This is a genomic window from Streptomyces sp. NBC_00433 (assembly GCA_036015235.1).
Classification (GTDB): domain Bacteria; phylum Actinomycetota; class Actinomycetes; order Streptomycetales; family Streptomycetaceae; genus Actinacidiphila.
Genome location: CP107926.1, coordinates 6687787 through 6713749, shown reverse-complemented (window position 1 = coordinate 6713749; position 25963 = coordinate 6687787). Strand labels below are relative to the sequence as shown.

General features: G+C 73.3%; 18 protein-coding genes. 10 read left to right on the top strand and 8 right to left on the bottom strand.

Features of this window, described 5'->3' with window-relative positions:
• Nucleotides 1–42: 42 nt before the first annotated feature.
• Nucleotides 43–876, bottom strand: a complete 834-nt coding sequence (locus OG900_28595) for an FTR1 family protein (protein ID WUH93682.1) — start codon at nt 874–876, stop codon at nt 43–45.
• A gap of 209 nt (nt 877–1085) precedes the next feature.
• Here OG900_28595 and OG900_28590 point away from each other — a divergent pair, with 209 nt between their 5' ends.
• The 3 genes from OG900_28590 to OG900_28580 all read left to right on the top strand — a co-directional run bounded on the left by OG900_28590 (nt 1086) and on the right by OG900_28580 (nt 3424).
• Complete coding sequence (locus tag OG900_28590) at nt 1086–1721, top strand: hypothetical protein (GenBank protein ID WUH93681.1); 636 nt, start codon at nt 1086–1088, stop codon at nt 1719–1721.
• A gap of 171 nt (nt 1722–1892) precedes the next feature.
• Nucleotides 1893–2924 (top strand): NADP-dependent oxidoreductase, encoded by a 1032-nt coding sequence (locus OG900_28585; GenBank protein ID WUH93680.1) that lies wholly within the window; start codon nt 1893–1895, stop codon nt 2922–2924.
• Nucleotides 2925–2995: 71 nt separating this feature from the next.
• Nucleotides 2996–3424, top strand: a complete 429-nt coding sequence (locus OG900_28580) for an organic hydroperoxide resistance protein (GenBank protein ID WUH93679.1) — start codon at nt 2996–2998, stop codon at nt 3422–3424.
• A gap of 5 nt (nt 3425–3429) precedes the next feature.
• On the opposite strand, the gene OG900_28575 is transcribed toward OG900_28580, so the two are convergent.
• From OG900_28575 to OG900_28560, 4 genes are read right to left on the bottom strand one after another with little or no spacing between them, the layout of a single operon-like run.
• Nucleotides 3430–5730 carry an extracellular solute-binding protein gene (locus OG900_28575; GenBank protein WUH93678.1) on the bottom strand — a complete coding sequence of 767 codons (2301 nt, stop codon included), beginning with the start codon at nt 5728–5730 and terminating at the stop codon, nt 3430–3432.
• Nucleotides 5727–7163 carry a VWA domain-containing protein gene (locus OG900_28570; protein WUH93677.1) on the bottom strand — a complete coding sequence of 479 codons (1437 nt, stop codon included), beginning with the start codon at nt 7161–7163 and terminating at the stop codon, nt 5727–5729. The genes OG900_28575 and OG900_28570 overlap by 4 nt, the downstream gene beginning before the upstream one ends.
• 60 nt (nt 7164–7223) lie before the next feature.
• Nucleotides 7224–9692 (bottom strand): protein kinase, encoded by a 2469-nt coding sequence (locus OG900_28565; GenBank protein ID WUH93676.1) that lies wholly within the window; start codon nt 9690–9692, stop codon nt 7224–7226.
• Nucleotides 9689–11431 carry a serine protease gene (locus OG900_28560; protein WUH93675.1) on the bottom strand — a complete coding sequence of 581 codons (1743 nt, stop codon included), beginning with the start codon at nt 11429–11431 and terminating at the stop codon, nt 9689–9691. The genes OG900_28565 and OG900_28560 overlap by 4 nt, the downstream gene beginning before the upstream one ends.
• Before the next feature lie 80 nt (nt 11432–11511).
• Between OG900_28560 and OG900_28555 the strand changes: the two genes are divergently transcribed.
• The 4 genes from OG900_28555 (at nt 11512) to OG900_28540 (ending at nt 16920) form a co-directional block, all read left to right on the top strand.
• Complete coding sequence (locus tag OG900_28555; GenBank protein ID WUH93674.1) at nt 11512–11814, top strand: hypothetical protein; 303 nt, start codon at nt 11512–11514, stop codon at nt 11812–11814.
• A gap of 323 nt (nt 11815–12137) precedes the next feature.
• A complete protein-coding gene (locus OG900_28550) occupies nt 12138–14069 on the top strand; it encodes an amidase (GenBank protein ID WUH93673.1) in 1932 nt (643 codons plus the stop codon).
• Nucleotides 14066–14239: a hypothetical protein gene (locus tag OG900_28545; protein ID WUH93672.1), complete on the top strand. Its 174-nt coding sequence runs from the start codon at nt 14066–14068 to the stop codon at nt 14237–14239. Before OG900_28550 ends, OG900_28545 begins: the two co-directional genes overlap by 4 nt.
• A complete protein-coding gene (locus OG900_28540; GenBank protein WUH93671.1) occupies nt 14236–16920 on the top strand; it encodes a hypothetical protein in 2685 nt (894 codons plus the stop codon). The genes OG900_28545 and OG900_28540 overlap by 4 nt, the downstream gene beginning before the upstream one ends.
• A gap of 49 nt (nt 16921–16969) precedes the next feature.
• Here OG900_28540 and OG900_28535 read toward each other — a convergent pair whose 3' ends face one another.
• Nucleotides 16970–17170 (bottom strand): DUF4236 domain-containing protein, encoded by a 201-nt coding sequence (locus OG900_28535; GenBank protein WUH93670.1) that lies wholly within the window; start codon nt 17168–17170, stop codon nt 16970–16972.
• Nucleotides 17171–17279: 109 nt separating this feature from the next.
• Nucleotides 17280–18128 (bottom strand): hypothetical protein, encoded by an 849-nt coding sequence (locus tag OG900_28530; protein WUH93669.1) that lies wholly within the window; start codon nt 18126–18128, stop codon nt 17280–17282.
• Between the two features lie 198 nt (nt 18129–18326).
• On the opposite strand from OG900_28530, the gene OG900_28525 reads away from it, so the two are divergent.
• On the top strand, nt 18327–18908 hold the full coding sequence (locus OG900_28525; GenBank protein ID WUH93668.1) for a GNAT family N-acetyltransferase: 582 nt from the start codon (nt 18327–18329) through the stop codon (nt 18906–18908).
• A 317-nt stretch (nt 18909–19225) separates the two neighbouring features.
• Nucleotides 19226–22519, top strand: a complete 3294-nt coding sequence (locus OG900_28520) for a S8 family serine peptidase (protein ID WUH93667.1) — start codon at nt 19226–19228, stop codon at nt 22517–22519.
• Nucleotides 22520–22591: 72 nt separating this feature from the next.
• Here the strand turns inward: OG900_28520 and OG900_28515 are convergent, their stop codons facing one another.
• The gene (locus tag OG900_28515) at nt 22592–23161 is read right to left on the bottom strand and encodes a hypothetical protein (protein ID WUH93666.1); all 570 of its coding nucleotides are present in this window, start codon (nt 23159–23161) and stop codon (nt 22592–22594) included.
• Nucleotides 23162–23741: 580 nt separating this feature from the next.
• Between OG900_28515 and OG900_28510 the strand changes: the two genes are divergently transcribed.
• Nucleotides 23742–25940, top strand: a complete 2199-nt coding sequence (locus OG900_28510; protein WUH93665.1) for a hypothetical protein — start codon at nt 23742–23744, stop codon at nt 25938–25940.
• The last annotated feature ends 23 nt before the right edge of the window (nt 25941–25963 follow it).

Here is a 25963-nt window from a genome sequence, read left to right as displayed (position 1 = left end):
GCTCCTGTTGGGGGTTGCTTGCTGCGGGGACGGGCGAGAGGTTCAGTGGGCGACGGGCTGCGGGGCCCTGGCCGTACGCCGGCGGGCCGGCCACAGCACGACGGCCGTCATCGGGATCGCGTAGACGAGCCAGCCGGCGACCATCGTCCAGTCGGGGTAGGGCTGGATGCCCAGCACGCCGGTGGCGACCGAGGAGGTCGGGGTGCCGGGGCGCACCAGCCAGGACAGGTCGAAGGCGCGGGTGCCCTGCTCCAGCCAGCCGCCCTCGGCGGCGGTCATCAGCGCGGTGGCGACCAGGCCCGCGGCGACCAGGATCAGCACCAGGCCGGTGACGCGGAAGAAGCGCGAGAGGTTGATGCGGACCCCGCCGCGGTAGATGCCGTAGCCGATGCCCGCGGCGAGCACGACGCCGAGCGCGGCGCCGGTGCCGCCGTAGGCGGGGTTGTCGCTCTCGTTGAAGGTGGCCAGCAGGAAGACCGAGGTCTCGAAGCCCTCGCGCAGCACCGCGAGGAAGGCCATCGTCACCAGTGCGGAGGCCGATCCCTCGCTCAGCGCACGGCCGGCCGCGCCCTCCAGGTCCTTGCGCAGGTCGCGGGAGTGCCGCTTCATCCACAGCACCATGTAGCTGACCATCACCACGGCGATGGCGCCGATGACGGTCTCCAACTGCTCCTGCTGCTTCTGCGGCAGGTCGCTGGAGTAGACCTGCAGCCCGATCGCGACCGCCACGCAGATCGCCACCGCCGCGGCGACGCCCAGCCACACCTTCTTGAGCGCGTCCCTGCGGCCCTGCTGGGCGAGGAAGGAGGCGATGATGCCCACGATGAGTGCCGCTTCCAGTCCTTCGCGGAGTCCGATGACGAACGTGGGGAGCATGGGGGTCCTTCGCGTGAGCGGGGATGATCTTAAGGTAAGGAGAACCTTACTTAGGTTAGGGCAGCCTTATTAGAAGGCTTGCACCGGGGTGCCGTCAAGAGCCCCCACCTGCGCTGATTTGGGATGCGGGGGAATTTCCCGGCGAAGCCGGGACAAGCGGGAGGCCGGGGTTTCGTCACGCCGCGGGAGTCCCATAGGGTCCTTGCGCCATGGATTACTGCTACGCGTGCCGCCGGCACCTCAACGGCGCCTACTCCTGCCCGGGGTGCGGCACGCCTGCCGACCAGCTGAAGCTTCCGCAGGTCGGCGAGACCGCCCAACTGCCGCTGATCACCGAGGACGACGACGCGCCCGACGCGCCGCCGCCGCCCGGCGCCGGGCGGGCCGCGGCCCGCGGCAGGCAGCGCAGGAGGTCCCGCGGGCGGCAGCAGCGGGTGGCCGTCTACGGGGTCGGCCTGGTCGCCGTGGCCGGCGCGCTGGTGATGCTGTCGATGGCCGCGCTGTCCGGCGCCGACTCCGGCGGGGGCACGCCGCCGGAAGCGCCCGTCGTCACCGGCACCACCCCGCCGCCGACCGGCCCCTCCTCGCCGGACGCCGCGGGGTCGGCCAGGCCGCACAAAGGCGGTGCGACGGGCGGCCCGCGCCGTTCGCAGAGCCCGAGCGCCAAGCCGAGCACCAGCAGCGCCACGCCGAGCGCGTCCGCGACCGGCGGCAAGCCGCCGGCCACCAGCGCCCCGCCGCCCGCCAGCAGCAGCGCGCCGCCGCCCGCGACGCCGACACCGAGGCACACCCGGCCGCCGTCGCCCTCGCCGACCTGCAAGCCGGTGCTGTGGTGGTGCCAGTAGCCCGCTGACGCGGGACGCCCCGGCGGTCGGCCGGGTCGGGCCGCCGCTCGGCGGGTGAAAGATTAAGGTCCATGGTTAACGCCTTGAGGGCCTGAACATCTGCTGAAGTGAAGCGCTGGCCACGGCGTGGCTCCACGAGCCGGCCCGTGGCGGAAGGAGACGGTTCCCGTCATGTCCACGAGCACGCCGACGACCAAGCCCACGGGCCGCGAATGGCAGCTGGCGGCACGGCCGCACGGCTGGCCGACGCCGGCGGACTTCGCCCTGGCCGAGGCACCCGTCCCGGAGCCCGGCGCCGGCCAGGTCCTGGTGCGCAACCTCTTCCTGTCGGTCGACCCCTACATGCGCGGCCGGATGAACGACGCGAAGTCGTACGCCGCGCCCTACGAGCTGGGCAAGGCCATGCAGGGCGCCGCGGTCGGCCGGGTGGTGGCCTCGGCGGCCGAGGGCGTCCCGGTCGGCACGCATGTGCTGCACGGGCTCGGCTGGCGCGAGTACGCCCTCGTGGACGCGGCGCAGGCGGCGGTCGTCGACCCCGGGCAGGCCCCGCTGTCCGCCTACCTCGGGGTGCTCGGCATGACCGGCCTGACCGCCTACGCGGGCCTGCTGCGTATCGCGGAGTTCGCACCCGGCGAGACGGTCTTCGTCTCCGGCGCGGCCGGCGCGGTCGGCAGCCAGGCCGGCCAGATCGCCAAGCTCAAGGGCGCCGCCCGGGTGATCGGCAGCGCGGGCTCCGACGAGAAGTGCGCGCTGCTGGTCGACGAGTACGGCTTCGACGCCGCCTTCAACTACAAGAACGGCCCGGTGGCCGAGCAGCTGCGGGCCGCGGCCCCCGACGGCATCGACGTCTACTTCGACAACGTCGGCGGCGAGCACCTGGAGGCCGCGATCTTCTCGCTGCGGGTGCACGGGCGGGCGGCGCTGTGCGGCGCCATCTCGGCCTACAACGACACCGAGCCGGCGCCGGGCCCGCGCAACCTCGGCCTGCTGGTCGGCAGGCGGATCACGCTGCGCGGCTTCCTGGTCGGCGACCACCAGGACCTCAGGGGCGACTTCGTCCGCGAGGTCGGCGGCTGGCTGCGGGACGGGCGGCTGCGCTACCGCGAGACCGCCTTCACCGGAATCGACCAGGCCGTGGCGGCGTTCCTGGGGATGCTGCGCGGGGAGACCACCGGGAAGACGGTCGTCGCCCTCCCGGAGTGACCGTCGCGAGCAGCCGGGACCGCGGTCCCGGCTCGGCGCCGAACCGTTGAACCTTCTGTTGAGGAGCCCTCATGACCATTCAGTACGTGGACGTGCTGTACACCGCCGTCGCCACCGCCGAGAACGGCCGCGACGGGCGGGTCGCCACGGATGACGGCAAGCTCGACGTCATCGTCAACCCGCCGATCGAGCTGGGCGGCACCGGCGCCGGGACCAATCCCGAGCAGCTCTTCGCGGCCGGCTACAGCGCGTGCTTCCAGAGCGCGCTCGGCGTGGTCGCCCGGCGGGCGAAGACGGACGTCTCCGGGTCCCGGGTGACCGCGAAGGTCGGCCTCGGCAAGGCCGAGTCCGGCGGCTTCGGGCTCACCGTCCAGCTGGAGGTCTCCGTGCCGAACGTCCCGGCGGACGAGGCGGCCGCGCTGGTCGAGCAGGCCCACGAGGTCTGCCCGTATTCGGTCGCGACCCGCGGCAATGTGGCGGTGACGCTGTCCGTCGTCTGACCCCTTCACAGGGGGTCGGGCGGCGGACACACCGTGGTCAGCCGGGTCTTGCCGGCGTTGCCTGTGACCCGGTCGAGGGTGTCGAGCTGGTCGTCGAGGGTCCCGGGGTCGGCGAGGTAGCGCAGCACGGCCAGGGCGAAGGCGTCGCGGACCTGGGCCGGCATCGCGTCGGAGGCGTCGTAGCAGAGGACCGCGTCCGAGGCGCCCAGGATGCCGGCGATCGTGCCGTCGGTGCCGGTGCTCGGGTAGCGGTCGAGCACCGCGCGCTTGACGGAGTAGCCGGACTGCGTGCCGGCCCAGGCGCGTTGGGCCTCGTCCGAGGCGAGGTAGCCGATCAGCTCGGCGGCCTGCGGAGTGCTGTGCAGCACCGCGGCGAGGTCGCCGGAGACCTCCCAGCGGTTGCCGGCCCGCGCGCCGGGGATGACGTCGGCGGAGTGGGTGTACGCGGTGCCCTTGCTCCACCCGTCGCTGCTGCGGGCGAAGGACGACTGGTGCTCCAGGTCGCACGTTCGCGGTTGCCGGAGCACACCGTCGGCGGCGTCGGCGAACGGCCTGGACAGCGCGGGCCCCATCAGCTTCTCGTCGCCCGCGCCGACCATCCGGCCCCAGGTGGTCCAGGCGCGGCGGACCCTGGGGTCCCGCCACGGCAGCTTCCCCTCGGCCCAGTCGGTGTACGTCCTCGGGTCGGTCTGCTGGAGCAGGATGTCCTCGATCCAGTCCGAGCCCGGCCACCCGGAGGTGGCGTCGCCGCCCATGCCCAGGCACCAGGAGGCGGGCCGGCCCGCGGCCCGCGCCACAGCGGCGGCGTCCATCGCCGGCGGGTGCCACACCATGCTCTTGAGGTCGGCCTTGATCGGCAGCCAGTAGGTGTGCCGCGCCCCGTCCGGGCCCTCCACCGGGGTGACCCAGGTCGAGGCGAAGCGGGCCTCGCCGACCAGGTCGTCCAGCGGGGTGAGCGCGCCCTGGGTCGCGTATCCGGCCAGCTCACCGGGGCCGGGCAGGATCGCGACGTCCGGCGGTGTGCCGAACTCGACGTCGGCGGCGAGCACCTGGCTCTCGGCCGAACTGCCCTGGTAGACCACGTGGATACGGTGCTCGTCCTCGAACTTGTCGATCACCTGCCGCTGGAACTGCGCCTGTTCCGTACCCGTCCAGTTGGCCAGCAGGGTCACCGAGCCCCTCCAGCCGGTGGCCCGCACGGCGAGCGCGCCGCCGCCGGCCAGCAGCACCAGGCACACCCCGACCACCCCGAGCGTGCGCGGCCGCGGCCACTTCAGGGCGACGACCTGGACGCGGTATTCGCTGATGCGCGGCTGGAGTCCCAGCACCACGAGCAGCCCGAGCAGCAGGCCGCCGACGAGGATCCAGTCGTCCGCCGCCGCGCGGAAACCGGTGTCCGCCAGCCGCCGCGAGACCGCGGCCCCGGTGCGCTGGATCGCCGTGTCGGCCGGCGAGCCGGAGAGCGCGGTCCGCGCGGCGGCCATCCCCGAGTGCGTCAGCGCGGTGAAGACGATCAGCAGGGTGACGCCCGCGACCAGCAGCACGGCGGCGGCGAGCAGCGCCGGGTTGAACTGCCGCCGGAAGCGCGCGGCGAAGTAGCGGTGCGCCTCGGCGAGCAGCACGAGCAGCGCCAGCGCCAGGGCGAGCGCGACGCTCCACTCCAGCCACAGCAGCGGCCCGAAGTCCGTCTGCCCGCGAACCACTTGGAGCTGCTCGTCGTGCAGCGCGCTGAGCCTGCCCATGATGGTGGCGTCCGCCGCGGGACCCTTGGTCTCGCGGCCGAGCATGCTGTCGGCGTAGGCCAGAAAGGCCTCGCGGAGCACGCTGCCCGTGTGCTGGGCCTCGGCGTCCTCGATCCAGCCGGAGTAGGTCGCTATCAGACCGGTCACCGTCTGGAGTGTCTGGCGGCCGCTGAGCCCGGTGACGTCGGCGCCCGCTGCCCGCGCGAGGCTCTGGCCGGCCACCGAGACATGGGTGTGGAAGGCGCTCGTGGTGCCGATGTCCCCCTCGACACCGTCCTGCGCCTGGTCCAGCGCGTCCTTCGCGGTGTCCACGGCCAGCACACCGGGGGCGCTCGCGGACTTCAGCGGCACCGCGTCGGTGTGCACCCCGCGGTAGGCGTGGAAGAGCGAGAGGGTGGTCAGGACCACCAGGACGAGCAGCAGCAGCATGCGGCGGTTCAGCTCGCGCAGGGTGCGGCTGCCGCCCGGTGCCCGCGGGGGTGGCGGTGCCTGGGCCGGAACCGGCGTCGGTGCCGGGGACGGTGTCCGGGCGGTCGCCCGTATCGGGCCCGTCGGCGCGCTCATGACGCCCCCAGCGTGTGCCCGCAGCGCGGGCAGAAGCCGGCCTTCGACGGGATGCGCCGCTTGCAGGCCGGGCAGTCGGTCAGGGCCGCGCCGGGCAGCATGCCCGGGTCGACCGCCCGGCCCGCGGGCTCGGGGCCGTAGGTGGTCTGGCTGCTCGCGGTGATCAGGTGCTGGAAGTCGACCGGGTCGATGTCCCGGCGCAGCGACACCACGCCCGCCGCGGCGTCGTGGATGTCCACCAGCCGCCGCAGCTCGTCGAGTTGGCGGCGGGCGCCGGTGCGGTGGGCCAGCGCGGCGGCCTCGCCGAGGAGTTGCGCGGCCCGGTCGAGCTGCCCGCGGCGGTGGGCGTCCGCCGCGTCCGCCACGGCCTGGCCGAGCTGCTCGTACAGCTGGAAGTGCAGCACCTGCTCGTCGGTCATCCCGGACAGCGCCGGGTCGTCGGTCCAGTGCACCACCAGCGGCCGCGCTTCGGGCAGCCGGACGCCGGCCTCCTCCGGGGTGCGCACACCGACCTCGGCGGCCAGCAACTCCTCGCCGTGCAGCTGCCCTTCGGGGTCGACGGCGATGCAGACGTGATAGCGGCGGACCTCGTTGCCCCAGGCCCGGGTCACGTACGTGCCGGGTGCGTCCGCCTCCGGCCGCAGGGGCGTCTCGTCGGGGAAGGTCTGCCGGACGTACCGCAGCCGGCTGCCTGGCACCAGTTCGACGGTGAGGGTCACCTCCGGCACCGCCTTGACGAGCAGGGCGCGTATCAACTGCTCGTAGGCGGTGACGAGTTCGGCCTCCCGGCGGACCGCGTCGGCCCTGCCGTGCAGGGCGCCGGCCACTGCCAGCAGCACCTGGGCGTCCCAGCCGTCGCCGATGCCCCAGGCGTCGCAGACGAATCTCCCCGCGACCGCGGTGAGCACACCGGCGAGCGGCCGGCGGTCGTCGTGCTCGTTGCGCCCGTCGGTGAGCAGCAGCACATGCCGGATCGGCGCGGGCTGCCCGGCGAGCAACAGGTCCGCCAGCTGCAGCCAGTTGCCCACGCAGGTGCCGCCGGCCGCGACCAGGCGGCGTACCGCGGCCTCCGCCCCGGCCCGCGTGGCGGCGTCGGCCACCGCCATCGCGCCGGCCTGCGCGGGTGTCCCCCCCGGCTGCGGCGGATAGGCGGTGACGGCGTCGTGGGTGCCGGCGACGACGGCGAAGAGAGTGCCGTCGGGGAGCAGGCGCAGCGCGGCGATCGCGGCGTTCTTGGCCGCCCGGAATTTCTCCTCGGGACTGTCCATCGAGGTGGAGCAGTCGACCACCAGGACCTCGGCGAGCGCGGGACCGGGCGCCGCGCCGTCCGCGCCGCTGACCTCGACGGTCACGATGGCGTGCAGGTCCTTGTGGCCCGCGCCCGCGGGGAGGTACCTCTGCTGGCTGACCGCGAGGCCGATCGTGGTGTCCACTGTGGTCGTGACTCCTCACCGATGAGCTGCTGTTCCCGCTGCTGCGCGGGGTGTTGCGGGTCAGAAGCGGCTTTCCGGGCGTACGGCGTAGGCGCGGTCGAGCAGTTCGGCGCGCTGCGCTTCCGGCGCCTGGCCGACGAGGCCGCGCAGCGAGCCGTGGAGCAGCTGCGCCAGCGCCCTGCGGCTGCCGGCGCCGTCGAAGAGCTCCCCCGGCGGCAGCCGCGGGAAGTCCGGCTCGGCGTCCACCGTCGCGGTGCCGCCGGTCCGGCGGCCCCGGGCCAGGGTGAGCCGGGTGCGCCAGGGGGCGGGGCGGCCGGGGTCCCGGTGGCCCGCGAGCACGTTCTCCCTGATCTCGGCGACCAGCCGGTCGCGGGCGTCGTCGTGCGGCAGCTCCGCCAGCCGCTCGCAGGCCTGCCTGAGGTCGGCCTGCGAGGGCGCGGTGCCGGTCACCCGCCCGGTGAGGATGCGCAGGGCGGCGATCCGGGCGAGGTCGTAGTTGCGGGAGGTCGTAGGCACCTGGTCGAGCACCCGGACCGCGTCGGCCCGGTCGCCGTGCAGCAGCCGCAGCCGGGCGAGCCCGAGGGCCGCGCTGGTGTGGGCGCGGTCGCGCGCCCACACGGCCCGGTAGTAGGCCTCGGCCTCCGCTTCCGCCTCCCGGGCCTTGCCCCTGGCCTCCTCGGCCGCCGCGCGCTCGGCCTCGGTCGCCTCCTGGCCCGCGGGCTGCTCCCGGGCGAGCTGTCCGCGCAGGTTCTCCGCGCAGTAGCCGAGCGCCAGCTTCGGCGCCCACTCCCCCGGCACCGTCGCGTAGACGGCGGCGAATTCGCCCTGCGCGGCCTTCACCTGCCCGCGCATCAGGTGCAGCAGCCCGCGGTGCCACGGCGGCCGCCAGTCGTAGCCGGCGACGTCGGGGCCCATCAGCCGGACGGCCTCGCCGAGCCACTTCTCCGCCGCCGCGCGGGCCGGATCGCCCGCCGGGCCCGCCTCGCCGGACAGCAGATACGACCGGCACAGCCACAGTGCGACCTCGACGGTCCGCAGCGCCGGGTCGTCGCGTACGCGCTCCGCGGTGCGCTCGGGCGCGTCGCCGGCCAGGCCGCCGAGCAGCACCGCCGCCGGGTCGTCCGGGTCGGCGATCGGCCCCGGCAGCGCGCGGGCCGTCTCCTGCGGGGTCGGTGCGCCGGTGGCCAGGTCGGGTGGTGGCACGCCCTCGGGCCGCAGCGTCCAGTGGGTGAGCGCGGGGGCCGTGCCGAGGGCGGCGCCGAAGGCGACGGCGGTGGGCTCGAAGCGGGTGGACCGCTCGGGATGGCGCTCGCCGCGGGCCAGGGCGCGGTGCTCGCGCAGCACCTCCCACAGCTGGCGGGACATCTGCGCGGCGGAGGTGAAGCGGGCGGCGGGGTCGTCGTGGGTGGCGCGGCCGATCAGCCGGTCGAAGGAGCGGGCGGCGAGCCCGGCGGGCACCTCGGCGCGGGCCGCGAGCGCGGCCAGGGTGCGGCCGACGGTGAAGAGGTCGCTGTCGACCAGGAAGCCGCGCTCGTCGCGCTCGCGCTTCTTCGGCGCGAAGCGCGGGGTGTGGACCAGGGCGCTCTCGTGGTCGTCGATACGGCGGACGGCGCCGAGGTCGATGACCTTGATCTGCCGCTCGTAGTGGATGACGTTCTCCGGCTTCATGTCGCAGTAGAGCAGGTCCTGGTCGTGCAGGTACTCCAGGGCGCCGAGGATCTTGCAGCCGTAGGTCACCACGTGGTCGAGCGCGAAGGGCTCGCCGAACAGCCGCGTCAGCTCCTCGTCGGAGGCCAGCAGGAGCTGGTCGAGCGGCCGCCCGGCGACGTATTCCATGACGATGTAGTCGGTGGGCTCGCTCTCGCCCTCGCGCCGGTGCTGCTTGGACGCGATGATCCCGACGATGTCCCGGTGGTGCAGGGTGGTCAGCGAGCGCCGCTCCTCGACGGCCTTGCGGCGGGCCGCCGCGTCCTGGGTGTTGATCTGCGTCTTGAGCACGACCCGCTGGCCCGGCAGGTCGAGGTCCTCGGCGAGGTAGACCCAGCCGGTGCCGCCGGGCGACAGGTATCCGATCACGCGGTATTGCCCGGCGACGACGTCGCCGGGGCCGAGCTGCGGGAGGAAGGAGTAACGGGTGCCGCAGACCGGGCAGAAGCCCTCGTCGGGGGCGGGCTCGTCGTCGTAGGACAGGCCGATGGTGCCGGTGCAGTCCGGCACCCCGCAGCGCCGGCCGCCCTCGGGGCGGCGGGGCTGGGCGCGCACGACGTCGGCGTCGGCGGGGCGCGGGATGACGGGCAGCTGGACCAGGCCGTCCCGGTCGAGGGCGCCGGGGGCGGCGGCCGGGCGGGGCGTCCCGGCAGGGGCGTCGGTGTCGCCCTGCGGGGCACGCGGGCCCGGTACGGTCTCCGGTCCCGCCCTCTGCCGCGTGGGCGCGGTGGAGGGGTGGCGGCGGCAGGTGCCGCAGTAGCCGGAGGCGCGGATCGTGCCGTCGCAGGGGTGGTGCGGGCAGGGTGCGCCGGGCGCGGTCATGTCGGCGTACCTCCTTCGTCGCTGTCCCGTCCTTCAGGGGGCCCCGGGGCGGGCTGCCGCCCCGGCCGGTCCACCAGGTCGCGGAAGCGGCGGACCGCGGCCTCCGCTTCGATCACGTCGCAGGGGCGTTCGCGCAGGCGCCGGTATGCCGTCAGGTACAGCTCGTCGGCCGCGACGTTCTCACCGCGGGCGGCACCGTCCTCGTACAGCCGGCGGTAGGGGCCCAGCTCGCCGCGTAGTTCGTCGCGCCGGGCGAGCAGTTCGCGCAGCGCGGCGATGGCGGGCGGCAGCCGGTTCTCGGCGCGGGCGGCCATGCGCTCGTAGCGCGCCGGATCGGGGCCGTCCTCCGGCGGGCCGGCGAAAGCGCCCCGGCTCGCGGCCAGTTCCGCGCGGGCGGTCATGACGTTGATCAGCACGTCGACGGCCTTGTCGGTCAACTCCCCGGCGCCGCGCACCCGGGCCATCAGGCTGTCCAGCTCGCGGCCGGGGCCGAGGGCGATCCGCTCAAGACGCCCGGCCAGCGCCGCCCTGCGCTCCGTCGCCGGCCGCAGCAGCAGCTCCTGCCGGGCGAGTTCGAGGGCCTCCCCAGGGGCGCGGAAGACCAGCAGCACCCGGTTGCCCCGGGAGGTCAGCAGCGCCAGCAGCCCGATCAGCGACGCCGGGTCGGCGGCGGCGTCGACGCCGTCCACGACCAGGGTGATGGTCACCGCGGCCGCCGCGATGCGCTGCGCGGCCGGCAGATCCCGGTGCTGGAGCAGGTCCATGCGGCCGGCGATCCGCTCGGCGATCTCGTCGGTGCCGCGGCCGGTGGCGTAGACGGCGAGGTCGAGGCCGCCGGCCGCCGGCACGGTCCCCGGCGAGTCCAGCGAGGGGCGCCCGGTGGAGAAGCGGCTGCGCAATTCCCGGTCGGCCAGGGTGATCGCGCGCCGCAGGGTGGCGGCGCGCACCGGGTCGTCGTCCGGCACCAGGCTGATCTTGACCTGGCGGGCGGCGGGGCCGCCGCGCAGCCAGCGGGCCAGCCGCTCGGCGAACGGTTTGTCGAGCGGCGACCCGTCGTCGCCGGAGGCAGCGGAGCGCAATTCCTCGTCGACCGCGGTCCTGCCCTCGACCCAGGTCCTCACCTCGCGCAGGTGCTGCACGATGGTCTCCGCCGGGCTCATGAAGGAGAAGCCGCCGCCCTCTTCCGGCGAGCTGGCCAGCACCATGCCGATGACCTTGTCGGTGGCCAGGTCCACCACCCCGCCGCCGCTGAAGCCGCGCCTGGCCACTCCCGCCGGGCTGGTCGGCTCCAGCTGCACCTGCCCGTCCCGGCCGCAGCCGCCGAGGATGGTGGCGGGCAGCCACAGGCCGCCGTTGTAGGCGGCGGGGAAGCCGTACATCCGCACCGCGCGGCCCGGCGCGGACACCCGGTGCAGCGACGTCGGCTCGGCGGCGGGCCGCGGCCGGTCCAGGGCGAGCAGCGCCACGTCCCCGACCGGGTCGCCGTTGGAGTCGCGCACCTCGGGCCGGTAGGCGTCCCCGGCGACCCTGGCGGCCACCTCGGGCACCCGCGGCCCGTGCGCGCCGACGAACTCGGCGGTGACCTCCTCGTCCCGGCCCACCACATGCGCACAGGTCAGCACGCGGTCAGGGCTCAGCAGAATCCCGCTCCCCGCGATCGTCCCGTTGGCCCGCCGGATTCGCACCGCCCACAGCGGCGTCGCCAGGGGCCCGGTACCGATTCCCCCGTCGGCCTCCATGACGGGCAATCTTACGCCTGACATAACGTCATGTCCTGTTAAAAGACGTAGACTTGCCACCCCGTCCGCGAGATCACCCGTTGGGGGCACGCACCGTGGAACCGCCGCCCTTCGTCGGCCTGGCCGAGGTCATCCAGCAGATCCGCGGCGAGCTGGAAGTGGCCCGGGTCGCCGCCGAGGACGAGCGGATCGGCTTCGACGTCGACCGGGTCAGCCTGGAATTCACCGTCCAGGTCCACCGCGCGGGCACCGCGGGCGGCGGCCTGCGCATCGGGGTGGTGACCGCGGAGCTGGGCGGGTCCGTCGACCGCGGTACGACGCACCGCGTCCAGGTCGAACTCAAGCCGCACACGGACGGCGGCCCGCTCAAAGTCGGCCGCTGATGCCTTCCGCTCCTCGGCCTTCCTCAGGCTTTCCCTTCGTGTTGAGTTTTTGTTTCACACATCTCCCAGCACCCTGGCCGGTGGCCTACCCACCAGCCACGATGGCCGGTTGAGGCGGATTCACGCACGTTTCAGCGCTCGCTGCATTTGACGTGCACGACACCCGTGCGAAACAAAACAATGAAGTAGATTCACCCTGAATGAAAGTAACCGTCAATGGCTTCCCTCTGCCATTACCCGCGTCCTAGTGTCTCCCCGTAGGAAACGTCTTCCCCCCACGTTCATCCTTTTCTTTCAGCACGCAGAGGACAGGGAAGCTGCACATGCCGGCAGAACGTGTCATGTCCACCCGCACCCCCGGCCCCACCCCCGCACCGACCGATCCGCCCGCCGGCATGAGCCGCCGGGCGGTGCTGGGCGGGGCCGCCGCAGTCACCGGCGCCGCCGCCGTCACCGCGGCCGTCGCCACACCCGCGTCGGCCGCCCAGCCCGGCGACTCCCCCTCCCGCACGGCCCACTTGCTCAGCTCCCTGCCCGCGGTCTCCGGCATCAAGAAGCGGGCCCGCCTCGTCGACTACGAGGTGGTCGAACTCGCCGCGCTGATGCGGGCCCGCGTCGTCACCGCGGTCCAGGTCACCAAGGCCTACCTGGACCGTATCGACCGCTTCAACGGCCCCTTCGAGACCTACGGCGACAACGGCCTCTACAACGCCTTCGTCCGCGTCGACCGGGCCGGGGCGCTGGCCCAGGCGGCCGCCGCCGACGTCCGCTTCGCCCGAGCCCGGCACAGCCGCGAGGACCTCCCGCCGCTGCTCGGCATCCCCTTCGGGATCAAGGACTCCGTCGCGGTCAAGGGACTTGAGGCCAAGGACGGCAGCCACGCCTTCGACGGCAACGCCGCCCTGCGGGACGCCACCGTCGTGCACCGGCTGCGCGAGGCCGGCGCGGTGATCCTCGGCCACACCGTCGCCTCGGCCTTCTCCGGCTCCATCACCGGCACCTTCGCCGGCAATGCCTGGAACAAGGCCTACGTGCCCGGCGGTTCGAGCCAGGGCTCGGGTGTCGCCCCGGTCGCCCGGCTGGCGGCGGCCGCCATCGGCGAGGAGACCGGCGGCTCCATCATGATGCCCTCGGCCGCGAACGGCGCCAGCGGCATCAAGCCTTCGCTCGGCACCAGTTCGGTCGCCGGGCTGATGCCGCTCTCTCCCGGATACGACGTGCTGGGGCCGATCGCCCGCTCGGTGCGCGACGCGTCGCTGATCCTCTCGGTGATCCTCGGCCCCGACCCGGCCGGCGACCCGCTGTCGCTGTCGGCGCCCGACCCCTTCCCCGCGATGCCGCTCACCGCCCGCAAGGGCCGCAGGCCGCTGGCGGGCGTCACCATCGGCATACCGCAGTCCGACTGGATGCGCACCAGCCGCGGCATCCAGACCGGCACCTCGCCGCAGGACACCTACGACGCCGACCACCTGGCCGCCTTCAACCGGCTCAAGCAGCAACTCGCCTCGCTGGGCGCCACGGTGAAGGAATTCCCCGGCCTGGACGTCACCGTGCCCGCCAACGACCCGTACTTCTCCAGCACCGACGTGCTGGCCACCGTCGACGGCTCCCCGGTCTCGCCGTCCTCCGCGGTGCTCAGCCCCAACCGCTACGAGATCCGCTACTGGGACGCGGTCAAGGACTTCGCCGCGACCCGCCCCGCCGACCAGGCCGCCGCGCTGCTGGCGCAGTACGGCCGCAAGGCGCCCGGCGAGACGGCGGCCTCCTTCGAGTCGGCCACCAGGTTCGCCGGGCTGATCCCGGCCGCCGTCCGCGTCGAGGGCGAGCGGCGCAGGCGCACCCTCCAGGCCAACTACCAGGCCGCGCTGGACAAGGCGGGCGTCGACTTCATGCTGGTGTTCTCGCTCGGCGCGCAGATCGGCCTGCGCACCGGCAGCGGCTTCCCGGTCTACCGGGCCTACTACCAGCTGCCCAACGCCCTTGCCTGGCCGATGGTCTCCTTCCCGGTCGGCTACGACAGCACGGTCGGCCTGCCGATCGCCGCGCAGTTCTGGGGCCCGCGGTTCAGCGAGCCGGAGATCGTGCAGGCGGCGATCGACTACCAGGAGCACTTCCCGCAGTACCACAACGCGGCGCCGCCCGACCCGGTGGCCGACGCCCCCAAGGTCGCCCCGCGGATGCTGCGTTCCGCCGAGCCGGGCACGCCGCCCGAGCTGTCCAACGACCCGCTGGTCGCCGAGGAGGCCCTGCGATGACCTTCCTGACCGTCGGCTGGGGCCCGGTGATCAACGCCGGACTGCCCCCGCAGCACCCGGGCGACGACACCTCCCCGGTCGCCACCGTGGGCTGGCTGCCCAAGCTCGGCACCGCCTTCTACCCCTACCCCGATGACGACCCCGACCAGGACGAGGCGCCGCACAAGTGACCAGACGCATATCGGGGCGGCCCTCGCGCCGCCCGCTCACCACGCTGACCGTGGGCCTGCTGGCCCTCGGCGCGGCCACCGCCGCCGCCCTGCCCGCCGCCGCGGCGACACCCGGCGCCCGCTCGGCCACCGTGGCGTCCGGCGACGGCTGGACGGTCACCCGCGGCGCCGCGGGCTACGCGGTCTCGCTCCAGCTCGGCACCCGGCTGCCGATCAGGGACGACGTCCCCGAACTGCTCGCCGACGGCGTCGACCTCGGTCCCGCCGCCGAGTCCGCCGACGGCCGTACCCTCACCGCGACGACCGCCGACCCCGCCGTCGCCAAGGCCTCGACGATCGGCTGGCAGTGGTCGACCGGCGGCAGCAGCACCGCCACCGGCCCCACCTCCCTCACCTCCGCGACGGCGCAACTCCAGGCCCAGCGCAAGACCCTGGACGCGGCCCACGCCGGCGGCCGTCCCGCCCCGGCGAAGCCCGGCGGCAGCGGCAGCACCCCCGCCGACCCGACGACCGTCGGCACCGGCAAATACACCGTCGCCGACTACGACTTCGGCGCCCAGTCCATCGCGCTGGCCGACATCGGCGGTATCCGCGGCGAGTTGGAGGGCCGTGTCTACCTGCCCTCCGGCCGGGGCACGCACCCGCTGGTGATCTTCCTGCACGGCCGGCACAGCGCCTGCTACAACACCACCACGCTCAAGGGCGCCAGCGGCTGGCCCTGCCCGGTCGGCACCACGCCGATCCTCAGCTACGCCGGCTACGACGGCGCCGGCGAGGCGCTCGCGGCCGACGGCTACACCGTCGTGTCGATCTCGGCGAACGCGGTCAACGCCAACGACAACCAGCTCTCCCCCGACGACGGGGCCGTCACCCGCGGCCAGTTGGTGCTGGACACGCTGACCATGCTCAAGGCGGCGAACAGCGGCCACAAGGTCGCCTACCACGACGCGGCGACCGGCCAGGACGTCACGCTGGACCAGGCGCTGACCGCCGGCCGGGACACGTATCCCACGGGCACGATCACCGCACACCAGCTGGCCGGGACGATGGACTTCGGCAGCATCGGCCTGATGGGCCACTCGCGCGGCGGCGAGGGCGTCGTCACCGCGGGCACGCTCAACGAGGCGCTGCCGCACCCGTGGAGCATCAAGTCGGTCTTCGCGCTGGCGCCGATCGACTTCACCCGCGCCACCCTGCCGGACGTCATCACCACCACGCTGCTGCCGTACTGCGACGGCGACGTCTCCGACCAGCAGGGCCAGCACTTCTACGCCGACTCGCGCGACGGCACCTTCACCGACGACGTGCAGCGCTCCGACATCTGGGTGATGGGCACCGACCACGACTTCTACAACACGTCCTGGACACCGCCCTATCCGGCGGCCTCCGACGACTGGTCGAAGGCCGACGACCCGGTCTGCGGCACCAGCGCCACCGCGCTCGCCTCGGGCCAGAACATCCGGTTGACCGCCGCCCAGCAATACCAGGTCGGATCGGCCTACATCGCCGGGTTCTTCGAGGCCACCCTCGGCCGGCAGACCGCCTTCCAGGGCCTCTTCGACGGCTCGGGCCAGGAACCGCCGTCCGTGTCCGGCTTCGCCGACGTCCGTACGGTCGCGCAGCAGCCGCGCACCGACCGGGCCGACCTCACCACCTTCAAGGCCCCCTCCCCGCTGGTGACCGCCACCGGTGACATGACCGCCACGGTCTGCGCCAACAAGTACGGCCGCACCGTGCCCGAGGCGCTGCCGTACTGCACCAACCCCGGCAGCACCCTGACCAACCAGCAGGTCCCGTACTGGACCCCGGCGAACTACGCGCCGAACGTACCGCTCAACCCCATGACCCACCTGGCCTGGACCGGCAAGGCCGGCGGCCTGGCCGTCACCGTCCCGTCCTCGCAGCGGGACGTGACGCGGTACGACGAGATGACCCTCGACATGTCACCCGACGAGAGCGTCACCACCGGCACCGACCTCACCCTCACCGTGGCCGACGCCTCGGGACGCCGCTGGAGCGCCCCGGTCTCCACCCTCAACCCCTGGGCCGTGAACCGGATGCCCGCCAGCACGTCCACCAACCTCGGCAAGATCGTGCTCCAGCAGGTGCACGTGCCGACCGCGACCCTGCGCAAGGCGGGCCTCGACCTGCGCCGCCTGGCATCGGTCCGGCTCACCCCGGCCGCGGACTCCGGCGGGGCCTACGTGTCCGACCTGGGCTTCGACCGCAAGGCGCTGGGCACACCGCACGCCCAGCGGCGCAGCACCGTCAACGTGGCCTCCACGACGGTGGAGGAGGGCTCCGCGGTGTCCACCGACCATGTGGCGGTCTACCTGTCGCAGCCGAGCCCGTACCCGGTCAGCGCCTACCTCACCGTGCTCGGCAGCGCCACCACCGGGGCGCTGGCCCCGGCGATGGCGCAGGTCAGCTTCCGGCCGGGTGAGACCTGCCAGGCGGTCGCCTTCCCGGTGACCGGCGACACCCTGCCGGGAGCGACCGCAAGCACCGCCTACAAGGTCGCGGTGTCCGACTCCGTCAACGCGGTGCTGGGCGACCACGACTTCGGCACCATCACCGTCCGCGAGGACGACGGTGTGACCGCCCCGGCCACCGCGATACCCCCGGTCGGCGGCCAGGGCGACGTCTGCGCCGGGCACCACGCCCCGGGAGGCCACCACTGACCCGGCGCCGCTGAGACCTCGCCCCGCCGCTCACCGCGGCGGGGCGTCGTCAGGTCCGCTTCTTGCGGCTCGTGTGCCGGAAGCCGAACGGGCCCGGCAGATCCCACGAGGTGGTGCGCCGTCCGGTCGACGAGCGCGTGTGGTGGGGACCGTGCCCCTTGAACCCGAATGTGAACGACCGGGAATTGCGGCCCAGGTTGAGCCGGACCCCCGGGAATATCCAGAACGACTTTCGAAACGTGACCGGCATGTCGGACCCCTTCCGTGTCGGTGGCGACACCGTCTCCCCACCGGCTGCCCCGCGTCCGCCTCCTCAGACACCCGGCATTGTCACGGTCCCGCACCACTGGTGGCACGCCCTAGCCGTACTGCCGCAGCACCTCGGCGACGGAGGCCCGATAGGTCGTCAGGGCCCGCAGGTCGGCGGCATATCCGTCGGGGTGCGCGGCGATGTCGGCGGCCTGCTTCTGCGCCCGTACGGTGTGCCAGATGTCGGCGGTGCGGTGGCGGCGCTTGCAGTCGACGTCCGCCACCGCGGTGGCCCGCTCGCGCGGTGTATGCGCGGTGTTGCCGTCGCTGCCCCGCTTCCAGGCGGCGTCCGTGTACGCGGCGACGGGGTCGGGGTAGCGGGTGAATCCCTGGTCCGCCAGGCACCGGGACCACACGTCCCAGGCCGCGCGCAGGCGCGGGTCGCGCTCGACCGCCTTGTTCACTTCGACCCCGCGCGTGCCCGCGTAGAGCCAGTCCCGCTTGACGTCGATGCCCCGCAGCAGCCGCTTGTCCGCCTCGTTGTCGCAGGCCGGCAGGTCCGCGAACTCGGCACCGGTCATCCGGCGCCCCTCGGGCCGGTCGCCCGGGTGTTCCGCCGGGTCCCACCCGTAGCCCCAGCGGCGGGCGGTGGCGGCGTCGAGGACCCCGTAATCGGTGGTCACCATGGTGGTGACCAGGGGGTCGCTCGGGTACCGGGGGTCGAGCGGGAAGTCCGGATGCCCGTGGTCCGCCATGCACTCCCTGACCAGCAAGGCCGTCGCCCGCTGGGACCGCTGGTAGTCCTGCGACGTGTAGGCGTACCGGTCGGCGGGCAGCGGCCCCGGATCCCCCGCCGTCCCCCCGGCCTCCGGGACCTCCGCCCCCGAGGCGCAGGTCGCCGCGAGCACCACCACCAGCCCCGCCGCGGCTCCCAGCCGCCGCCACCCCCGCCACGCCATGCGAAGGATGCTAGCGCCGCCCCACCCGCGCCCGCCCGGCAGGGGCCCGGCCGGATCATGAGCCGCCAGGGCCCCGCGCCCGGCCCTTCCCGCGCAACCGGAGCACCCTGCCCCGCGGCGCCGTCCGGAGCGAGGGCAAGCGGGGGACCTGCGGAAATGCCGTGGAGCCGGGAAGTGGCCCTCCCGTAGGGTCGCGGCATGAACCAGCTGTGGCGCGACGCCGTTCGCCCGATACGTGCCGACGAGTGGCCCCAGGTGAAGGAGCTGCGGCTCTTCGCGCTGCGGGATCCGGCGGCCCCGATCGCCTTTCTCGAGACGTACGAGCGGGCGGTCGCCGAGCCGGAGTCCTTCTGGCGGGAGCGGGCCGAAGGGGCGGCCGGCGGGACGCGGGTGCGGCAGTTCGTGGCCGAGGGGCCGGGCGGGGTCTGGAGCGGCACGGTGACCGTGCTGGTCGAGGAGGCGGGCGGCGACGACGTGTTCGGCGTGACCGTCCAGCAGCGCCAGGCGCATATCGTCGGCGTGTTCGTACGCCCCGAATTCCGCGGAAGCGGAGCGGTCGACGCGCTCTTCGAGGCGGCCGTCGAGTGGGCCGTTGCGGACGCGGAGGTGGCGCGGGTGCGGCTCTACGTCCACGAGGACAACGCGCGGGCCGAGGGCTTCTACCGGCGGTTCGGATTCGTACGCTCCGGGGTGACCGCCCCGATGAAGGGCGATCCCTCCAAGGCGGAGGTCGAGATGGTCCTCGCCCGGCAAGAGGTGCCGTCCGACGGTCCCTTGTGACCGCGGGCCGCCCCGACAGGGCCCCTGAAGCGGTGAACGAGGCGCCCCGCAAACGGAATTGGGCGGCGGTCAGCTGAAGCGCTTGTTCCGTATGTGACTCTTGCGAACCCTGTGAAGGCGCTTACATAGTGGGTATACGAACGGGGTTTCTGTGGGGGATGGTTCGTGGGGGGAACATCACGAATGCTGGGTGCCTCGACAGCGGCTCCCGTGTGTCCAGACCACGGCACAAGGGGACTCAGTTGCGCAAGAGTTGGCGAAGGACGCGGGCGGCAGCGCTCGCGGTAGGGGTGGCGGCGGCGCTGACCGCCGGGGCGGTGGCTCCCGTAGGGGCCGCGGCCGAAAGCCCGGCGCAGAAGGCCCGCGCGGCGGCGCCGGCAAGGGCCGCGGGAGCCGGGGCGAAGACCTGGGTGACCCTCATCACCGGTGACCGGATCGGCGTGAGCGCCGGCGGCAAGCCGGTCGCGATCCAGCACGGCAAGGGACGCGAGCACATCCCGGTCGAGTTACAGACCGCCGACGGGCACGCGTACGCGCTGCCGCTGGACGCGGTGCGGCTGATCGAGCAGGGCCGTGTCGACCGGCGACTGTTCGACGTCACGACCCTGAACCGGCCGGAATACCGCAAGGCGCAGGCACACGGCCTGGGTTACATCGTCACCTACCAGGGCGCCGGCTCCGACGCGAAGGCCGATCTGCACCGGGCCGACGGCACCAGGATCACCCGCGCGTACGGCACGCTCAATGCCGAGGCCGTCACCGCGCCGGCGGGCCGCACCGCCGGGGTCTGGCAGGCGCTGACGAACGCGCCGGCGAAGGGCACCCCGTACGCGGCCGCCGAGCCGGGCCTGAAGAAGGTGTGGCTGGACGCGGTGCAGAAGGCGTCGAGCCTGGACTGGAGCCGTCAGCAGATCGGCGCGCCGAGCGCGTGGGACGCCGGCTACGACGGCACCGGCGTGAAGATCGCCGTGCTCGACACCGGTGTCGACAAGGACCACCAGGACCTGGCCGGCCAGGTGGCCGACGTGCAGAACTTCTCCACGGCCGACAACCCGGACGACCACTACGGGCACGGCACGCACGTCGCGTCCATCGCGGCGGGCACCGGCGCGCGGTCCGGCGGCACGTACAAGGGCGTCGCACCCGGCGCGAAGATCATCTCGGGCAAGGTGCTCGACGACGACGGTTTCGGCGAGGACTCCGACATCCTGGCGGGCCTGGAGTGGGCCGCCAAGTCCGGGGCGAAGATAGCCAACCTGAGCCTCGGCGGCACGGACACGCCCGGCACCGACGTGCTGGAGTCGGCCGTCGACACCCTGTCCGCCGACTACGGCACGCTGTTCGTCATCGCGGCGGGCAACGACGGCTCCGCCGCAGGGACGGTCGGCTCGCCGGGCAGCGCGGACGCCGCCCTGACCGTCGGCGCGGTCGACAAGGACAGCGCGCTGGCCGACTTCTCCTCACGCGGCCCGCGCGTCGGCGACGACGCCGTCAAACCGGACGTGACCGCGCCCGGCGTCGACATCACCGCCGCCGCCGCGCCCGGCACGGTCATCGACCAGGAGGTCGGCGAGGACCCGGCGGGCTATCTGACGATCTCGGGTACGTCGATGGCCACCCCGCATGTCGCGGGCGCCGCCGCCGACCTGGCGCAGGAGCACCCGGACTGGACCGGGCAGCAGATCAAGGCCGCGCTGGTCGCCGCCACCACCGACAGCGGCGCCGGATACTCGCCCTTCGAGCAGGGCACCGGCCAAGTCGACCTGGCCAAGGCCGTCAAGCAGACCGTCACGGCCGAGCCCGGCTCGACCAGCCTGAGTTACGACACGGCCGTCTGGCCGCACGGGGACGACCCGAAGCAGACCAGGACGCTCACCTACACCAACACCGGCAGCCAGGACGTCGTCCTCGCGCTCGCCGTGCAGGGCACGGACCCGCGTCAACAGGCCGCTCCCGCAGGCTTCTTCACCCTCTCCGCCGACTCGGTGACGGTGCCCGCCGGGGGCTCGGCGAGCGTCGGCGTCACCGTGGACACCACGCTCGGCGGCAGCGTCGACGGCGCCTACACCGCCTACATCACGGCCACTTCGGCCGACGGCCAGACCGTCCGCACCGCGGCCGGCGTGACACGCGAGGTCGAGTCGTACGACCTCACGGTCAAGCACCTGGACCGGCAGGGCAAGGCGACCGGCGCCTACGACACCTCGCTCTTCCCGATGTCCGGCGACCTGGCCGGCACGTTCATCCCCGTCTACGACGCCGACGGCACGGCCACGATCCGCGTGCCCAAGGGCCGTTACCTGCTCAGCAGCACCGTCTTCGTCGGCGACGGGGACACCTGGGAGGGCGGCGACTGGATCAACCAGCCCGATCTCACGGTCGATCACACCACCGAGGTCACCGTCGACGCGCGCACCGCGCGGCCGGTCGACCTCACCGTCCCCGACCGTGCGGCCGTCGCGCGGTTCGCGGCACCCGACATCACCGTCGAGACCGCGGACTTCGCCAACAGCGTCGGATGGTGGATGGACAGCTATGCCGGCTTCCGCACCGCGCACCTCGGCCCCGCCCTCGCCCCCGGCACCCTGCACCAGTCGTTCGCGGGCACCTGGACGGACGGCGGGAAGCGCTACGACCTGGCGTACGGCCTCAGCAGGACCACGCTGGCGACCGGCTACACCAAGCACGCCAAGGCCGCGGAACTGGCCGAGGTCAAGGTCGCGATCGGCACATCGGTGAGGGGCAAGAAGGGCATGCTCCTCGTCTTCGGCGCGACCTCCGACCCGGGTTCCAGCGCGGTCGGCTTCACCGAGGACCTGCCGGTCACCACCACCGAGTACGTCAACGGCGGCCCGTCGGTCCAGTGGAACTTCGAATTCGACCAGCTCGACAGCGCGGGCGAGCAGTTCGAGGCGATGTACGGCACCGTAGGCAGGACGTACAAGTCCGGCGGGAGCTACGCCAGGATCTTCAACGTCGGCGTCTTCGGCCCGAGCATCGACGCCACCACCGGGCTCTACCGGCTCGGCAACGAGATCTACGGCTACGTCCCGCTGTTCACTGACGGCTCGGGCCAATCGGGCGCCTCCGCCTACGACACGGCGGTGACCACCCTCTACCGCAACGGCAAGAAGGTCGGCGCCAACGAAGACCCGCTGAGCGGCGAGCCGTTCACCGTGCCCGCGGCGGCCGCCACGTACAAGCTCACCACGTCGGTGACCCGCAGCGGCGTCGCGGCGGTCAGCACCAAGGTGACGGCGGCGTGGACCTTCTCCTCCAAGGAGCCCTCGACCCCGGACGAGGTCCGGCTGCCCTCCTCCGCCGTGAAGTTCAGCCCGGCGCTGAGCCTCGCGAGCACTTCCAGGGCCGGGGCGAGCATCAAGGTGCCGGTCTCCGTCCAGGGTTCGGCCGCGGGCAGGAACCTCAAGTCGCTGAAGGTCTACGTCTCCTTCGACGGCGGCAGGCACTGGAAGCGGCTCGCCGTCAGGAACGGCAAGGTGACGGTGGCGAACCCCAAGGCCGGCAAGGGGGTCTCCTTCAAGGCCGACGTCACCGACAAGAAGGGCGACACCCTTTCGCAGGCGATCTACAACGCGTATCTGACCAGGTAGCGCAGGGCAGCGCGCCGGCCGCCAGGACCTTTCGTGGTCCTGGCGGCCGGCGCGCGGCGCACGGGCGACGGGTCAGGCCGGGGCGGACGAGCCGCCGAGGACCCGGCGTACCAGGTGCAGACACACGACGGAGCCCACCACGAGCTGCCGCTGGGCCGGCCCGAGTTCGTCGCTGAACTCCACGACGTAGCGCAGCAGGGTGTGGAGCGGACCGAATGCCGAGGACGTCACCGTGCCGAGGACGGGAGACGCCTTCGGCTCGCCCTCGCGGACCGCCCACTGCAGGCTCGCGGGAGTGGTCCGCGACAGCAGGAGCCCGGCCCCGTCCGCCCCGCGCAGCTCCAGCGCGAACGCCCGCGGCAGCACCCTGCGCGACTGCGCCGTCCCCACGGCGGCGCCCTGGCCGTCGGTGAGCCGGAAGTGCGGGCGCAGCCGCCGGGTGCCCACCTCGATCCGCAGGGCGACGCCGCCGCCCCGGTTCACCACCGTGTACATGCGGCCCGGCCGCCCGGTCTCGACATCGGCCAGCGGCGTGCCGTCCACGTCGCACAGCTCCAGCACGGGCCCCTTGTACCTACCGAACAGCCCCCGCCGAGGCTGGGCCACGACAACCGCCCCCAGCCCGAACAGCTCCCCACCCATGCCCACCCCTCCCCCGCCCCTTTGCGTCTCCGACGCCCCAGCCCCCACCCCGGTTGCGGACCCCGCCGCCACGACACTCCGGCGGGGCGGGCAGGGTGCCGGCCAGGGGCCGGCCAAGGGTCACTCGAACGAGGGTGGCTCCGGGGGCCGGGACCTCCAGGGGGCTCCGGTACGGGTCCAGCGGCGTCCGGGCTCACACCCGGCTCACCAACAGGGCCCGGGAGGCAGGTCCGTGGTGGTGAGCTTGTCGCCGATCACCGATTCCCCCGGGAGATCGTGCGCAGACATGGATGGCCGAGCCCTGCGCCCGAGCCGCGCGCAGGGCCGTCTGTCACGTGTCCGTCACAGGATGCGGCTGGTCCTGACGGGCCGCCGGTGCGGCCGATACCCTGGGTCGCGGAACAGTCACCATCCGCCGGGGGGCGCGATGAGCACGTCAGGAGAGGACAACGGTTCGAGGCCGGCGTTACGTCCGCACAGACTGCGCGAGACGACGCCAGCGTCTTCTGCGAGCCGGATCGGCCCAGCCGCGGCCCTGAAGCTGCGTGCGGGCTCCACGGCCACGGCCGTCTGGGCCGCGGTGCGTCCGACGCGTAACCGGGCCACCGGATATCTGGCCGTGACGGCGGTGGGCGCCCTGATCGGCGCCTCCGTGGCGGTGGGCGTGGGCACCTCTGGGTCGCTGCCGCGATTAGCCGATATCGGCGCGTGGCTGTCGAGCAGTGACAAGGGTGAGGCCACACATGCCGACGGCTTGACCGGCGACGTGGACGGCAAGACGCAACTGCCTGGTACGCGCAGGCACGAGGTGTCGATCTCCCAGGACGGCAAGACCGTCCTGGTGCTGGACAGGACGACAGGCAAGGTGGTCCGGATCGATCCCGCGCAGCTCACCGCGGAGCAGTCCGCCGACTACGGGGCTTCGGGGCTGCAGTTGGCGTCCGGTGGGTCGTACGCCTATGTGGTGGACCCGCTCAAGGGTACGGTCCAGCGGATCGACCCGGTGATGACCACGCCTGTGGGCACCCCGGTGACCCTCAAGCCGCACCTGGGTGCGGCGGGAGTGGACGACAAGGGCGTGTTGTGGGTGCCCGTCCCGGACGACGGCACGGTGGTGCCGTTCGTCAACGGTGTCAGAAGCACGCCGGTGAAGGTGTCCCCCGCCCGTCATGATCTGTTGCTGACGCTGGCCGGCGGCACGCCGGTGGTGACCGACCGGACGGCCGGGGTCGTCAAAGTGGTCTCCCTCTCGGGCACCAGGCAGACGTTCAACCTTCAAGGCGGCATCGCCGGCTCCGCACCGGCCACCGTCCTGGTGCCGGCCCGCACGGACGGCTCCCTGGTCCCGATACTGGGCACCGGGGCCGGGACTCTGGACCTGGTCGACATCCGCAGCGGTCAGACGACCAACGCCAAGGTCCCGGCCGAGGGAGACACCCTGGGCGCCCCCCAGGTCCTGGGGACCCACGTCTACATACCGGACGAGAGCCTGGGCAGCCTGCTGGTGTACGACACCGCTTCCTCGCAGTTCGACGACGCGGTGAAGGTCACCGGTGCCAAGGGCACCCTTGAACTGTTCGTCCGCAACGGTCTGCTGTGGGTCAACGACCAGCACAACGCTGCCGCCGCCGTCATCAACGCGGGCGGCCAGGTCAAGCACATCGGCAAGTACAAGACCGGCGTCCCCTCCGCGCCCAAGAAGACACAGCAGCCGGTACCGAACCATGTGCCCCCCGTCCCACCTCCCACGAAGAACCCGCCGCCCCCGCCTGCCCCTGGTCCTACCGTGCAGGTGAGTCCTTCCGACGCACCGCACCCGTCGAAGCCGCAGCCCCCGCCTGCCCCTGGTCCTACCGTGCAGGTGAGTCCTTCCGACGCACCGCACCCGTCGCAGTCGCAGCCCCCGCCGCACGCGCCGCAGCGGAACTGCTCCGCCCAGTGGCAGCCGGGCTGCCCCGAACCCAAGGCACCCGGCACTCCGCAGGTCCAGTCCGGCGCCGGCGGGATCACTGTCACCTTCGCCGCGGCCTCGGGCGTGACTCCGCAGGGCTACGTACTCAAGGGAGCCCCGGCCGACGCGACGGTCGCACCGAGCGAGGTGGGGCCGGGCGGCCCGTTCACCTTCGACGTACGCGGCGGCTCCTGCTCCCGCCAGTACACCTTCACGGTGGTGGCGAAGTACGCCGGAGGGGCGGGCGACAAGGAGTCCGCTCCTTCCGCGCCGGCGCGGCCGTGCCTGGCCCCCGGCGCGCCGCAGAACCTGCAGGTGACCTACCCCACCGGCGGCCACGGCGGCACGCTGAGCTGGCAGGCACCGACGGATGCTGGCTCGCCGACGACGTACACCGTCACCGGCCCGAGCACGGTGACGACGGAGAACACCAGCCACACCTACACCGGCCTGGCCAACAGCCAGGCGTACGCGGTGTCGGTGACGGCCTCGAACGCCGCCGGCTCCAGCGGCACCGTCGGCGGGACGCTCGACCTCACGCCGCCGGACCAGAAGATGAACATCACCAACAACAGCCACGACACCATCCCCGTCGGCATCCGGTCCCAGCCCACCACCAAGGCGGGCCAGCACATCGGCGGCATCCCCGGCAAGACCACACCGCAGGTGACGGTGCACTGCAAGACCGTCGGCTCCACGGAGAACGACCCCTACTCGAAGACGACCAGCGACGTCTGGGCCTCAATCACCTACGAGGGCACCAGCGGCTACGTAGCCGACGTCTACCTCGATGCCCGGGACAACCCCGCTGTCTGGTCCTGCACATGACCCGCGCCGCACCACGACGAAGT

Coding starts and splice junctions, on each gene's coding strand:
- OG900_28575 (WUH93678.1), bottom strand. CDS start 5,730: ATGAGCGCGCCGACGGGCCCGATACGGGCGACCGCCCGGACACCGTCC.
- OG900_28565 (WUH93676.1), bottom strand. CDS start 9,692: ATGACCGCGCCCGGCGCACCCTGCCCGCACCACCCCTGCGACGGCACG.
- OG900_28525 (WUH93668.1), top strand. CDS start 18,327: ATGAACCAGCTGTGGCGCGACGCCGTTCGCCCGATACGTGCCGACGAG.
- OG900_28580 (WUH93679.1), top strand. CDS start 2,996: ATGACCATTCAGTACGTGGACGTGCTGTACACCGCCGTCGCCACCGCC.
- OG900_28550 (WUH93673.1), top strand. CDS start 12,138: ATGCCGGCAGAACGTGTCATGTCCACCCGCACCCCCGGCCCCACCCCC.
- OG900_28530 (WUH93669.1), bottom strand. CDS start 18,128: ATGGCGTGGCGGGGGTGGCGGCGGCTGGGAGCCGCGGCGGGGCTGGTG.
- OG900_28515 (WUH93666.1), bottom strand. CDS start 23,161: ATGGGTGGGGAGCTGTTCGGGCTGGGGGCGGTTGTCGTGGCCCAGCCT.
- OG900_28595 (WUH93682.1), bottom strand. CDS start 876: ATGCTCCCCACGTTCGTCATCGGACTCCGCGAAGGACTGGAAGCGGCA.
- OG900_28560 (WUH93675.1), bottom strand. CDS start 11,431: ATGGAGGCCGACGGGGGAATCGGTACCGGGCCCCTGGCGACGCCGCTG.
- OG900_28545 (WUH93672.1), top strand. CDS start 14,066: ATGACCTTCCTGACCGTCGGCTGGGGCCCGGTGATCAACGCCGGACTG.
- OG900_28585 (WUH93680.1), top strand. CDS start 1,893: ATGTCCACGAGCACGCCGACGACCAAGCCCACGGGCCGCGAATGGCAG.
- OG900_28535 (WUH93670.1), bottom strand. CDS start 17,170: ATGCCGGTCACGTTTCGAAAGTCGTTCTGGATATTCCCGGGGGTCCGG.
- OG900_28590 (WUH93681.1), top strand. CDS start 1,086: ATGGATTACTGCTACGCGTGCCGCCGGCACCTCAACGGCGCCTACTCC.